Genomic DNA, 13,591 nt, shown 5'->3' on the forward strand with positions numbered 1-13,591 from the left:
TGACAAACAGCAGAGCCATCACAAGCCGATAGGATTGCAGCCGTGGGGCCCGCAGGTACGAATCAGCCATCAGCCGCGCGCCCCCAGGGGCGCCGGCGCACATGCATCATGCACGTGGACATGGATGCCTTCTTTGTTTCAGTGGAGCTCAGGACGCGCCCCGAACTTCGCGGCAAGCCCGTGATCGTCGGCTTCCCCGGAGAGCGCTCGGTTGTCCTGTCCGGCTCCTACGAGGCCCGCGCCTTCGGAGTCAAATCCGCAATGCCCATGGCCGTGGCCATGCGCATGTGTCCGCAGGCGGTGGTCATTGAACCCCGGCACAAGCTTTACTACGAGGTGTCGGGGCAGCTGATGGCCATCTTCGAATCCATCACCGGTCTGGTGGAGCCGCTTAGCGTGGATGAGGCGTTCCTGGACGTCACCGGTGCACTCCGCCGGCTGGGGCCGCCCAGGGGAATCGGCGAGCTGATCCGCCGTCGGGTCGCGGCGGAGCTGGGCATCACCGCCTCCGTGGGAATCGCGGAGACCAAGTTCGTGGCGAAGATTGCCTCCACCCGGTGCAAGCCCGACGGGCTGCTGCTCATCGGGCCGGATGAAACCGTGCCGTATCTGCACAGCCTCCCCGTGGGTGCACTGTGGGGTGTGGGTGCCAAGACCGGGGAGGTCCTGGCGAAGATGGGAATCAGGACGGTGGCGGACGTTGCCGCAACACCGGTGTCCTCGCTCAAGAAGGTCCTGGGAGCCACGGGAGAGCATGTGCACCAGCTTGCCTGGGGCATCGATCCCCGGCCGGTTACCCCCGTGCGGCTGGAAAAGAGCATCGGGGCCGAAGAGACCTTTGCCACGGATACCGACGACGAGGCACTCCTTCGCCGTGAACTCCTGCGGCTCTCGCACCGCACGGCGGCCCGGTTGCGGAGCTCCGGAATGGTGGCCAGGACGGTGGCGCTGAAGCTGCGTTTCGCCGATTTTTCCACGGTAACCCGCAGCAGGACGGTGCAGACGCCGGTGGATAGTGCTCAGCTGATCTACGCAGTGGCGCTGCAGCTCCTGGAGTCGCTCGGAACCAGGGCCATGGCCGTGAGGCTCGTGGGTATCCGGGCGGAGCAGCTCGAGGAGGCGGCGCGCACGTCCCTCCAGCTAAGCATCGACCGCCGTGACGAGAACTGGAGGGCGGCCGAACAGGCCCTTGACGAGGTGACCCGCAGGTTCGGCAGCAAGTCTGTCCTGCCCGCACGTTTGATGGAGCCGGAAAACCGGCCTGGAGACGGCACTCAGCGGCCTGCTTGAGGGGTTCGCCGAAGTCATTGCCGTCTTTCAGATCAGCCCTCAACAATCTATCCTTAGAGATACATAGTTTTCGAGTGAATGGACTTACTGCCGGATCCTCTTGGACATGCTCCCGCTCCCGGGACCGCATGCTGGATTCCCGTTTTGCCGCGGCCGGTGAAACGGGGAACTTACCAGCAACGGCAGGCGTTCTACGGAGTAGAAGTAGTGGCTGGGATCAGCCCGGACGTTGGCCTACAAAAGGAGGTCGTGATGCCGCTGTCGGAGCACGAACAGAAGCTGCTTGAGCAGCTTGAGAAGCAGCTTCACGAGGACGACCCGAAGTTCGCGAACTCAATGGGTTCGGACCCCGGGCGTTCATGGTCCACGAGGCATGTTGTTATTGGGGTCCTGTGCGCGCTGGCAGGTGTCTTCCTGTTACTGGTCGGTGTCACCCTCCAAAACATCTTCGTCGGGGTCCTGGGCTTCGTGGTCATGGGCGGCGGAGTGTACTTCGCCACCATGCGAAGTTCCCGTGGGAGTTCCGCCGCCAAGGGCGGGGGAATAAAACCAGGCAAGCAACGGAGTTCATTCATGAGCAGCCTGGAAGAGCGCTGGGACGAGCGCCGCAGGGGGGAGCCCTAGGCGCCTTGGGCTCCTGCTCCCAGGTCCCTCCATTCCGCTCCCCTGGCACAGGGGATCGCCCGTGAAGACCCGCTACGGCGGGTCTTTTCGCGTTTAAAGGAACACTGCCGACGGCATTCCGGCGTTCCCGGCCCTTGAGGAGTCTCGCCGGGGCCCTGCAGGGCTAAAAAGTCCTCCACTTTCCACCACCGTCCGAATTCCGCGCGATTTCAGGCACTTAATCCCACAATTGCGGTGCCACGGGGGCCGTTTTGCGTTGACTGTGGTGGAAAGTGGAGTAATGTGGAGGACATAAGAGGGTGGTTGCAACATAGGGGATGTGCAGTTCCTGACAGCGGACAGGCGGTGGGCCAGTGTTTCTGGGCACTCACTCGCCGCGTCTGGATGAAAAGGGACGGATCATTCTCCCCGCCAAGTTCCGCGAGGAACTTGCCAGCGGCCTGGTGCTCACAAGGGGCCAGGAACGTTGCATCTACGTCTTCAGTGAGAAGGAATTTGCACGGGTTCACGAGCAAATGCGGGAGGCGCCAATTTCCTCCAAGCAGGCACGTGACTACATCCGTGTATTTCTCTCTGGAGCCTCTGACGAGGTACCTGACAAGCAGGGGCGCGTGACCATTCCACCGGCGCTCCGGGAGTACGCAGGACTCGGAAGGGAACTTGCCGTCATCGGCGCCGGTACCCGCGCCGAGATCTGGGACGCCCAGGCATGGAATGAGTACCTCGCGGAGAAGGAGACGGCCTTTTCCGAAACTGACGATCCCATTCCGGGCATTCTCTGAATCCCGGAGCGGGGCAGCAGGTGGCTTCTTGGATGAGATCTCCAGCCGGCCCACCGGCTGCCAACCTGGCTCACCTTCCCCGGAGCCAGGCGGGCGGAACGGTAGGTGCGGATGGGGATCTGGTCCCAGAAGCAGCAGGTGACAACGACGGCGGGAAAGGACCAGGCATGACCGATCAACCCAAGCCCACGTCCGAACGCCATGTGCCGGTCCTCCGCGACCGGTGCATCAATTTGTTGGCACCGGGGTTCGAAGCGGCGAGGCTCCGCGGTGAAACCCCCATCGCCGTAGACGCAACCCTGGGGATGGGCGGCCACTCGGAGGCTATGCTCCAAAGGTTCCCCGACCTCCACCTCATCGGCATTGACCGTGACGAGGAAGCGCTGGCCCTCGCGGGGGAGCGGCTGGCTCCTTTTTCCGCCCGGACAGACCTGGTCCACGCGGTCTACGACGAAATCCCGGATGTACTGGCAGACCTCGGCGTGGCCGAAGTGCACGGCATCCTGATGGACCTGGGTGTCTCTTCCCTGCAGCTGGATGAACGGGAGCGCGGCTTCGCCTACTCGTTCGATGCCCCGCTGGACATGCGGATGGATACCAGCCGCGGCCAAACGGCAGCGGATGTGGTCAATACCTACAGCGAAGCGGACCTGGTCCGGATCATCCGCAAGTGGGGCGAGGAGAAGTTCGCCGGACGGATCGCCAACAGGATCGTTGAAGCACGTGCGGTAAAGGAATTCACCACCACCGGCGAACTCGTGGAGCAGATCCGGTCCGTGGTGCCGGCCTCCGCCGCGAAGTCCGGCGGACACCCTGCCAAACGGACTTTCCAGGCCCTGCGGATCGAGGTCAACGAAGAACTCGATGTCCTGGAACGCGCCGTCCCCGCCGCCGTCGACTCCCTGGCCCTGGGCGGGCGCATCGTGATCATGTCCTACCACTCCCTGGAGGACAAGATCGTCAAGGGTGTGCTCCAGGCCCGTTCGAAGTCTTCCGCTCCCCTCGGCTTCCCCGTCGAGCTGGAAGAACACAAGCCTGAACTCAAGACCCTGACCAAAGGCACTGAGGTGCCAACCGCCGTCGAAATTGCTGAAAATCCGCGCGCTGCCTCCGCCAGGCTCCGTGCGGCAGAACGAATCAGAGCCAGGAGAGCTGCATGAGCACCGCCGCCGTCAAGAACTTTCCCATCGTTTCCGGCAGTTCGGCGGCCGATGCGAGGCCTGCAGGCGAACCGGGCGGGGCCCGGAAGGGGCGTACACCGCTTTCCGTAGTCCGCACGGCGCCCCGGAAGCGCCGCGCCCCCTTCGTCGTGCTCTGCTTTGCCATGCTCGCCGTCGCCTTGGTGGCCGTACTGGTCCTGAACATCTCGGTGTCCACTGCCCAGTACCAGCTGGTGGAGCTGCGCGCGAAGCAGAGCTCACTGACCAAGGCCAACCAGGACCTCACCCAGCAGGTGCAGAACTTCGAGGCCCCGCAGAACCTGGCGGCCAAAGCCACCGAGCTTGGCATGGTGGCATCCACGGTGAAAGGCCAGATCGACCTGTCCACCCTTTCAGTCACCGGAAAGGCCACCCCCGCAGTCAAGGGTGCAGCAGGGGGAGCGGTGATCCCGGCGCCGGCCGTGGCCGGGCAGCTCATTGTGCCGCCGGCTCCCAAGGGTGCAACGGCGGACAAGGCCACGACACCGGACGCGGGCAAGGCGGCCGCCGCTCCCTCGGCCGGCCCGGCCCCGGCAGCCAACCCGGCACAGGCCGGTGGAGCCCCCGCTGCCCAGGCCGCTGCGGCGGCTCCGGCACCCGCGCTTCACGGTGGCTCCGTCCCGGCGCCCCAGCAGAAGGTCCCCGGACACTAGACCAAGGGGCAGGACAGGCAGCAGCGTCGAGCAGCAAGGAATATCACGGTGGCGGAGAAGACCGGCAAGGCAGCACAAGGCAAGGCACCCAACGCCACGAAACGCTTGCGACTGGGACTGGGCGTCATGCTCACGCTCCTGCTGGTGGTGGGCGGGAAGCTCTTCCTGGTCCAGGGGCTCGACGTCGGGGGCATGGCTGAAGCGGCGCTGAACAGCAGGATGACCTCCGCCATCCTGCCTGCAGAGCGTGGAAGCATCCTGGACTCCCGCGGCACCGTCCTGGCCAACAGCGTGATCCGCTACAACATCGTGGTGGACCAGCGGGTCAACACCAAGACGGAGTCCTACAAGCGGCTGGACCAGACGGACGGCCACGAAAAACTGGTGGACGTCAGCCGCGACCAGGCAATTTCCGAGCTTGCAGCCGCCCTGGGCATGGACGCGAACGCTGTCCGGGATGCCGTCACCGGCCAGCAGCCGTACTACATCGTGGCCAAGGACGTGAAGCCCGACGTCGAGGACCGCATCTCCAAACTCCAGGTGCCCGGCATCGTTGCCGAGGGCGTGAGCAAGCGCGTCTACCCGAATGGCGCCGTGGCCGGGGGAGTGGTGGGCTTCCTCCAGGACGGCACCACCGGCTTGGCCGGCATCGAGCAGACCCAGGACGACCAGCTCAAGGGCAAGGACGGCAAGCGCCTGTTTGAGATCGGCGCCGATGGATTGCGCATCCCGGTGGGCCTTGATGAGCTGACCCCGCCGCAGAACGGCAAGGACGTCAAGCTCACGCTCAACTCCGATCTCCAATACTTTGCCCAGCAGGCCATCCAGAGCCAGGCGGACAAGCTCAGCGCCGAATGGGGCGTCATCATCGTCATGGACGCCAAGACCGGGAACCTCCTTGCCTTGGCCGACACGAACTCACCGGATCCGAACAACCCCGGTCTCGTGGCGGCCAAGGACCGCGGCGTCCGATCCGTGACCGCAGCCTATGAGCCCGGTTCCGTGGAGAAGATGATGACGGCGGCAGCTGTGATCGATGAGGGACTTGCGAAACCGCTGGACACCTTCACTATCCCGCCCACCTACACGGTTGATGGCCAGACGTTCAGCGATGCGTTCACCCACGGAACCGAGGAACGGACACTGGCGGGCATCATCGGGTACTCCATGAACACCGGAACTGTCATGGCCGGCCAGCGGCTCAGCAAGGAACAGCGGTATGACTGGCTGAAGAAGTTCGGCATCGGCGAGGCACCGGACATCGGCCTGCCGGCGACCGCCTCGGGCATCCTCACACCGCCGGATCAGTGGGATGGACGCCAGCAGTACACCGTGCTGTTCGGGCAGGGCGTTTCCCAGTCCACGCTGCAGACCGTCCGTGCCTACCAAAGCATCGCCAACAACGGCGTCATGCTGCAGCCACGGCTCATCGATTCCTACATTTCTCCTGACGGCACCGAGGAGAAGGTGCCCGCCCAGCCGTCGCGGCAGGTCGTCTCCGGCAATACGGCCCAACAGGTCAAGGACATCCTGGAAAGCGCCGTCACCGAGGGCGAAATCAAGGACGCCGGGATCGACGGCTACCGGGTGGGAGCCAAGACCGGCACGTCCGAGTCACCATGCGACGACGGCAAGTCGGGCTACTGCGGCTACACGGCCTCGATTGTGGGAATGGCGCCGATGGATGATCCGCGGTTTATTGTGGAGGTGGTGCTCCAGCGGCCGAAGGGCAGCATCTACGGCATCACCAACGGGCCGGTGTTCCGGTCCGTCATGAGCCAGGCGCTGCGGACCTACAACGTCCAGCCTTCAACCGGTACGCCGGCCAGGATGCCCCAGTACGCCAAATAGCCGCCGCGCGGGGCCGGAAGTACCAGCAGCATCCAGCGCATCACAGTGCCCGGGGCGAACCATGCCGGGCACGCACTAGCACCATCGGAGATCCCCTTGTCAGAGTTCACCACGCCCGGCAGCGACGCTCCCCGGGACGAAAGTCCAGGCCGCTTCCGGCCCGCAGCCGTGGCTGCCGTCCCGCTGGCCGCCGTCGGGCAGGCCCTTCGCGTAGCTGTGCCCGAACCCGCCGCCGACGCGGAGATCACCGGCATATCGCTCAACTCGCGCGCTGTGGAGCCCGGCGACCTGTACGTGGCGCTCCCCGGAGCCAGCAGGCACGGCGCCGACTTCGCCTCCGACGCCATCAGTGCAGGGGCAGTGGCCGTCCTCACCGACGACGCCGGGGCACGGCTGCTCGCCCTGTCCGCGGACACGCCGGTCCCGGTGCTCGTCGTCGGGAATCCCCGCAACGAGGTGGGACCGCTCTCCGCCATGATTTACCGCAGCCAGCCCGATGACGGGCGGCCACTGCGGCTGTTCGGTGTTACCGGAACCAACGGAAAGACCACCACCACCTACTTCATCACCTCCCTGCTGCGTGCCCTCGGGCAGAAAACCGGCCTGATCGGAACCATCGAGATCCTGGCCGGCGGGAAACCGATCCCCAGCCTCCTGACCACGCCCGAATCAACCGAGGTCCACGGGCTCGTGGCGCTCATGCGCGAACGGGGGCTCGACGCCGCCGCCATGGAAGTTTCCTCCCACGCCATCTCCTACCAGCGCGTGGACGGCCTGCTCTTCGACGTCGCGGGTTTCACCAACCTCACCCAGGACCACCTTGACCTGCACAACACCATGGAGGAGTACTTCGCCACCAAGGCCGAACTCTTCACGCCCGGCCGCACCCGCCGGGCGGTGGTAACGGTCGACGACGAGTGGGGACGCCAGTTGGCCGGCCGCACCCAGGTGCCGGTCACCACACTCAGCACGTCAGGCAGCAACCCAGCGGACTGGACCGTCGCAGCAACGGCGCCGCGGGGACTCGGGACCGACTTCACCCTTGCGGGTCCCGGAGGCGCCACCCTGAAGATCCACACCGGATTGCCCGGCAGCTTCAACGTTGCCAACGCGGCCTTGGCTGCACTGATGGTCCTCGCTTCCGGCGTGGACCCGGCCGACCTGCAAGCCGCCCTGGACAATACCGACCCCTTCACGGTGGCCGTGCCCGGACGAATGCAGCTGATCGCCGAGGAGCCCGCCGCCGTGGTGGACTTCGCCCACAACACGGACGCCCTGGCCCGGGCCCTGGAAGCAGTGCGGCCGGCCCAACCGGACTCCCGTCTGATCGTGGTGTTCGGCGCCACCGGACAGCGGGACCAGGGCAAACGACCCGCAATGGGCGCCATCGCGGCACGGCTTGCCGACACCGTAATCATCACCGACGACGACCCCCACGACGAGGACGCGGCAGCGATCCGCTCCGATGTGTTGGCGGGGGCTCGTGAAGCCCTGGACAGCGGGTCATCGACGGCCGAGCTGCTGGAGGTCTTCCCCCGCGACGAAGCCATCCGCCACGCAGTGTCCCTGGCGCGCCCACAGGACACCATCCTGGTGGCGGGCCGGGGGCACGAGGTCTGGCAGGAGGTGAAGGGCGTCAACCTCGCCCTGGACGACAGGGTGGAGCTGCGCAACGCCTTGACAGCCAGGGGATTCAACGTTCTCCATGACGACCGGATAGAGTCCTAGACCGAGATGATTGCATTTACTGCGGCGGAAATCGCCGAAATCACCAGCGGGCGCCTGGACGCCGATCCCGGACTCACGCCCCTCTCGGTGGTGACGGATTCACGCGAAGCCACACCGGGTTCGCTCTACGTCGCGAAGCCGGGCGAACACGCCGACGGCCACGACTTCATCGACGCCGCCTTCGCCGCGGGTGCCGTGCTGGCACTCGTCGAGCACCCGGTAGCGGCACCGAACGGTGACGCGTACCCGTCGATCGTGGTGACCGACGCTGTCCTGGCCATGGGCGCCCTTGCCGCCGAAGCCGTCCGCCGCATCCGGGCCGCACGTGCGGCAGCAGGAGACCAGCTGACGGTGGTGGGCATCACCGGTTCCGCCGGCAAGACCACCACCAAGGATCTCCTGGCCGGAATCCTGGCCACTCAAGGCAATACGGTGGCGCCCCAGGGCTCCTACAACGGTGAGGTGGGCGTCCCGCTCACGGTCTTCCGGGCCGGCACCGATACCCGCTACCTGGTCATTGAGATGGGGGCCACCGGGATCGGCCACATCCGCTACCTCGCAGAGATGGTCAAGCCGGACATCGGCGTGGTCCTGGCAGTGGGCACTGCGCACGCCGGCGAGTTCGGGGGAGTGGAGAACATTGCGCTTGCCAAGGGTGAAATGGTCGAAGGCCTGACCGCCGGCGGGACCGCAATCATCAACCTTGACGACGAGCGTGTGGCCGCAATGCGCAGCCGTACCACCGCTGCCGTCCTTGGCTTTTCCGCAGAAGGACGCGCAGAAGCGCAGGTCCAGGCGCTCAATGCAGACACCAACGCTGGGGGCAGCCCCGAATTCGACCTCCAGCTTCCGGACGGTGCCGCTCCCCGGCATGTCAGCAGCCGCCTCATCGGTGCGCACCACATGGGAAACCTGCTCGCAGCCGCTGCAGCCGCATGGGCTGCCGGAGTGCCCGGTGACCACATCGCGGATTCGCTGAGCAACCAGGCGGCCGCCAGCCGCTGGCGCATGGAACGCACCGAGCGGGCGGACGGCGTCACCATCATCAACGATGCATACAACGCCAACCCGGAGTCCATGCGGGCCGCGCTTCGAACCCTTGCCGACCTTGGCCGCGGCCGCCGCACCTGGGCGGTCCTGGGGGCCATGCTGGAGCTGGGCGAAGACTCCATCCGGGAGCACACAGCCGTCGGCACCCAGGTAGTGCGCCTCAACATCTCCAGGCTGCTGGTGGTGGGCCGTGAAGCCAGGGCCCTCTACGTTTCGGCCGTGCAGGAAGGCTCCTGGGGGGACGAGTGCCTTTTCGCCGAGACCGTGGATGAGGCCTACGAAGTCCTGGACGCCGAACTCCAGTCCGGCGACCTGGTGTTGTTCAAGTCCTCCAACAGCGTGGGACTTCGCCATTTGGGCGATCGGATAGCATTACCCCCAACCTCCACCCCTGCCGACGAAAGGAGCACTCTGCTGTGATTGCTCTATTGATCGGCGCAGGACTGGCCCTGCTGTGCTCCCTGGTGGGCACCCCGCTTTTCATCCGCCTCCTGGTGCACCGCGGCTACGGCCAGTTCATCCGTGACGACGGCCCCACATCGCACCACACCAAGCGCGGCACCCCCACCATGGGCGGAACCGTGGTGGTGGCCTCCGTGCTGCTTAGTTACGGACTCACGCATCTCATCATGCTGATGATGAACCCTGACTCGCCGGGACCATCCGCCTCAGCCCTGATCCTGCTGTTCCTTATGGTGGGCATGGGCCTGGTGGGCTTCCTGGACGATTTCATCAAGATCTCCCGGCAGCGCAGCCTTGGCCTTAACGCCAAGGCAAAGCTCATCCTCCAGGCCGCCGTAGGCATCATCTTTGCCATCCTGGCGCTGAACTTCCCCAACGGCGCCGGCCTGACGCCCGCGTCAACAAAGATCTCCCTGGTCCGCGACCTGCCCTGGCTCGACCTTGCCTTCGGCGGCACGGTCCTCGGCGCCATCCTCTTCGTCATCTGGTCGAACCTGATCGTCACCGCGGCCACTAACGGCGTGAACCTTACCGACGGCCTGGACGGCCTGGCGGCCGGTGCATCCATCATGGTTTTCGGCGCTTATACCCTGATGGGCATATGGCAGAGCAACCAGGCCTGCGGTTCCCCCCGGGAGGCCGGCAGCGGCTGCTACCTGGTCAGGGACCCCCTGGACCTTGCGCTCCTGGCCGCCATCCTCAGCGCCGCGCTGGTGGGGTTCCTCTGGTGGAACACATCGCCGGCAAAGATCTTCATGGGCGACACCGGTTCGCTGGCCATCGGCGGCGCCGTGGCTGGGTTCGCCATCCTCTCCCGGACCGAACTCCTGCTGGGCATCGTGGGCGGCCTCTTCGTGCTGATCACCCTGTCGGTCATCATCCAGGTGGGCTACTTTAAGGCCACCGGCGGGAAGCGCGTGTTCAAGATGGCACCGTTGCAGCACCACTTTGAGCTAAAGGGGTGGGCCGAAGTGACCGTCGTGGTCCGGTTCTGGATCCTGGGCGGACTCTTCGTCGCGGTCGGGTTGGGCATCTTCTACGCTGAATGGGTTGTACTGCTGTGACCGTTTCCCCACGCCTGGCAAACCTCGTCTCCTGGGACTCCGACTGGGCCGGCCTGCGCGTCGTCGTCACCGGCATCGGGGTATCCGGTTTCGCCGCTGCGGACACCCTGATCGAACTTGGTGCACGCGTCGTGGTGGTCGACGCCGCCACCAGTGACACAGCCCGCGCCCACGCGGACACCCTGAAGATCGTGGGTGCCGCCGACGTGCTGCTCGGCCCCGATGCCGTGACGCACATCCCGCGCATCGACGGCGAACTTCCGGAACTGATCGTGACCTCGCCGGGATGGCGTCCGGACCAGGCGCTGCTCGCCGCAGCGGCACGGGCACACATCGCGGTATGGGGCGACGTCGAACTCGCGTGGCGGGTGCGGACCAGGGAAGGCCGCAAGACGGCTGACTGGCTGGCAATCACCGGCACCAACGGCAAGACCACCACGGTGGGGCTCACCGAATCGATGCTGCGGGCCGCCGGCCTCAAGGCCATCGCCGTCGGCAACGTGGGCACCCCCATCCTGGATGCCCTCCGCGACCCCGTGGAATACGACGTCTTCGCCGTCGAACTCTCCAGCTTCCAGCTGCACTGGGCGGAATCCGTTTCGCCGGTGGCCAGCGTCTGCCTGAACGTTGCCGAAGACCATGTTGACTGGCACGGCTCCTATGATTCCTACCTCGCAGACAAAGCGAAGGTGTACGAGCGAACCCAGAAGGCGTGCATCTACAACGCCGAGCAGATTGAAACCGAGCGCATGGTGGAAAACGCCGACGTCGTGGAAGGCTGCCGTGCGGTGGGCTTCACCACAGTCACACCGGCAATCAGCATGCTTGGAGTGGTGGAAGGGCTGCTGGTGGACCGCGCCTTCATCGAGGAGCGCCGGAACAGCGCGGCTGAACTGGCCTCCATGGCGGACCTGGGACCGCTGGCCCCACGCCACATGGTTGCCAATGCCCTTGCCGCAGCCGGCCTGGTGCGCGCCTATGGCGTGGACGCCAAGGCAGTCCGCCAGGGCATCCTCGACTATGTCCCGGGCGACCACCGCATCCAGCCGGTCGCCCGCATGAATGGCGTCCTCTGGGTCAACGACTCCAAGGCCACCAATCCGCACGCAGCCTCAGCATCCCTGTCGGCCTTCAGCAACGTAGTCTGGATCGCCGGTGGCCTGTCCAAGGGCGTGAGCTACGACGAGCTCGTAAGGGACCACGCCGCGCGCCTCAAGGCCGTGGTACTGATCGGGACGGACACCGCCCACCTCCGGGAAGCCCTCCAGCGACACGCGCCCGATGTCCCGGTGATCGAACCGGAGGCAGGTGAGACTGAAGGGGTGCAGACTGCTTCCGCGTCCGGTGGCACCTCCGGCGGTTCCCCCGGAAAGGGAGAACGGGTGATGTCCCGGGCCGTTGCGTCAGCAGCACGGATCGCCGAATCAGGCGACACCGTGCTGATGGCCCCGGCAGCTGCTTCCATGGATCAGTTCTCTTCCTACGCTCACCGTGGTGGTACTTTCATCGACGCTGTCCGCGAGCTGGTGGAAGGGCAGGCCCACACCGGCGAGGAGTAACGATGGCCAGTACGCCCACCCGGCCCCAGGCCGGCAGGCCCCGCCTTGGCTCCACGGCTGCCGCCTCCCGGCAGCCCGCTTCTGCAGGCCGGAAACTGCGCACCCTGTACCGGCGCTTCTGGGCCGCCCTGGAGGGAACGGGCACGTCCCGGAACGGCTCCACGTACTACCTAATCCTTGGCGCCACCCTTGCGTTGACGGCCATCGGGATCATGATGGTCCTCTCCGCCTCCAGCGTTGAATCGATTGCCGCCGGAAAGTCGCCCTACGGGGACGCGCTAAAGCAGGGTGTCTTTGCGGCCATCGGCATTTTCACCATGTTCGTGTTGTCGCGCATCAATGTCGCCTGGCTGAAGCGGCTCGCCTGGCCCGCTGTCGGGTTCGCCGTGGTGCTCCTTGCCGTGGTGCAGGTGGTTGGCACGGAGATCAACGGCAACCGGAACTGGGTTGACCTGGGCGGCATCACGTTCCAGCCTTCCGAGGCGGCAAAACTCGCCCTGGCGCTGTGGCTGGCCACGGTGCTGGCCAGGAAGGGCAGGCTGCTTAACCGGTGGCAGCACGTGCTGGTCCCCGCCGTCCCCATGGCGGCCATCATCGTCGTGCTGATCCTGGTGGGGAACGACCTGGGCACCGCCATGATCATCATGATGATCATGGCGGCGGCGCTGTTCTTCGCAGGCGTTCCCCTCTACCTCTTTGGCATCGCGGGCCTTATCGCCGCTGCCGGCACGGCGGTCATGGCGGTCACCAGTTCAAACCGCATGTGCCGCATCACCTCATGGTGGACCGGTCAGTCCTGCGCCGACGGCATTGACGCCAACTACCAGGCCACCAACGGCATGTATGGCCTTGCCTCAGGGGGCTGGCTGGGCGTGGGCCTGGGGCAGAGCCGGCAGAAGTACAGCTGGATTCCCGAAGCCCACAACGACTTCATCTTCGCCATCATCGGCGAGGAGCTTGGCCTGGTGGGGACCGTCGTCGTCCTGGTTCTTTTCGCGATCCTCGGCGCTGCGATCTACCGCGTTGTGGTGGCACAGGAGGATATGTTCCATAGGGTCCTTGCGGGCACCATCATGGTGTGGCTGCTGGGCCAGGCCACGGTGAACATGTCCGTGGTCACCGGCCTCATGCCCGTGATCGGCGTGCCGCTGCCGTTTATTTCCTATGGCGGCTCGGCCCTGCTGATGTCGCTGTGTGCCGTGGGGGTGGTCCTCTCGCTGGCCCGGGAACAGATGGCCCCGGCCATGCGCCCCAAGCGGATCCTCAAGTTCAGGATCCGGCCGGGGCGGGACAAGAGCCAACCAAAGAATTCCAGAAAGCGTGCCTAAC

General features: G+C 65.6%; 11 protein-coding genes. All 11 read left to right on the forward strand.

All coding sequences use genetic code 11. The features are described from left to right. Window positions 1-108 precede the first annotated feature (108 nt). The 11 genes from dinB to ftsW all read left to right on the forward strand — a co-directional run bounded on the left by dinB (window position 109) and on the right by ftsW (window position 13,590). Entirely contained in the window at window positions 109-1,290 is a 1,182-nt protein-coding gene (gene dinB, locus ACIGJD_RS07665) for a DNA polymerase IV (RefSeq protein ID WP_483688995.1), read from the forward strand. A 252-nt stretch (window positions 1,291-1,542) separates the two neighbouring features. Then, window positions 1,543-1,914, forward strand: a complete 372-nt coding sequence (locus tag ACIGJD_RS07670) for a DUF3040 domain-containing protein (protein ID WP_483688996.1) — start codon at window positions 1,543-1,545, stop codon at window positions 1,912-1,914. A 353-nt stretch (window positions 1,915-2,267) separates the two neighbouring features. Next, the gene (gene mraZ, locus ACIGJD_RS07675) at window positions 2,268-2,696 is read left to right on the forward strand and encodes a division/cell wall cluster transcriptional repressor MraZ (protein ID WP_018763545.1); all 429 of its coding nucleotides are present in this window, start codon (window positions 2,268-2,270) and stop codon (window positions 2,694-2,696) included. A 167-nt stretch (window positions 2,697-2,863) separates the two neighbouring features. Next, the gene (rsmH, locus tag ACIGJD_RS07680) at window positions 2,864-3,856 is read left to right on the forward strand and encodes a 16S rRNA (cytosine(1402)-N(4))-methyltransferase RsmH (protein ID WP_483688997.1); all 993 of its coding nucleotides are present in this window, start codon (window positions 2,864-2,866) and stop codon (window positions 3,854-3,856) included. Beyond that, window positions 3,853-4,548, forward strand: a complete 696-nt coding sequence (gene ftsL / locus ACIGJD_RS07685) for a cell division protein FtsL (RefSeq protein WP_483688998.1) — start codon at window positions 3,853-3,855, stop codon at window positions 4,546-4,548. The genes rsmH and ftsL overlap by 4 nt, the downstream gene beginning before the upstream one ends. A 48-nt stretch (window positions 4,549-4,596) precedes the next feature. Further along, window positions 4,597-6,399 carry a peptidoglycan D,D-transpeptidase FtsI family protein gene (locus tag ACIGJD_RS07690; RefSeq protein ID WP_483688999.1) on the forward strand — a complete coding sequence of 601 codons (1,803 nt, stop codon included), beginning with the start codon at window positions 4,597-4,599 and terminating at the stop codon, window positions 6,397-6,399. Between the two features lie 96 nt (window positions 6,400-6,495). Beyond that, entirely contained in the window at window positions 6,496-8,127 is a 1,632-nt protein-coding gene (locus ACIGJD_RS07695) for a UDP-N-acetylmuramoyl-L-alanyl-D-glutamate--2,6-diaminopimelate ligase (RefSeq protein ID WP_483689000.1), read from the forward strand. Window positions 8,128-8,133: 6 nt separating this feature from the next. Beyond that, window positions 8,134-9,597: a UDP-N-acetylmuramoyl-tripeptide--D-alanyl-D-alanine ligase gene (locus ACIGJD_RS07700; protein ID WP_483689001.1), complete on the forward strand. Its 1,464-nt coding sequence runs from the start codon at window positions 8,134-8,136 to the stop codon at window positions 9,595-9,597. Then, window positions 9,594-10,703, forward strand: a complete 1,110-nt coding sequence (mraY, locus tag ACIGJD_RS07705; protein WP_483689002.1) for a phospho-N-acetylmuramoyl-pentapeptide-transferase — start codon at window positions 9,594-9,596, stop codon at window positions 10,701-10,703. Before ACIGJD_RS07700 ends, mraY begins: the two co-directional genes overlap by 4 nt. Beyond that, a complete protein-coding gene (murD, locus tag ACIGJD_RS07710) occupies window positions 10,685-12,262 on the forward strand; it encodes a UDP-N-acetylmuramoyl-L-alanine--D-glutamate ligase (RefSeq protein ID WP_483689003.1) in 1,578 nt (525 codons plus the stop codon). Before mraY ends, murD begins: the two co-directional genes overlap by 19 nt. A gap of 2 nt (window positions 12,263-12,264) precedes the next feature. Further along, window positions 12,265-13,590 carry a putative lipid II flippase FtsW gene (gene ftsW / locus ACIGJD_RS07715; protein ID WP_483689004.1) on the forward strand — a complete coding sequence of 442 codons (1,326 nt, stop codon included), beginning with the start codon at window positions 12,265-12,267 and terminating at the stop codon, window positions 13,588-13,590. The last annotated feature ends 1 nt before the right edge of the window (window position 13,591 follow it).

Source organism: Arthrobacter sp. E1SS-5, assembly GCF_057073715.1.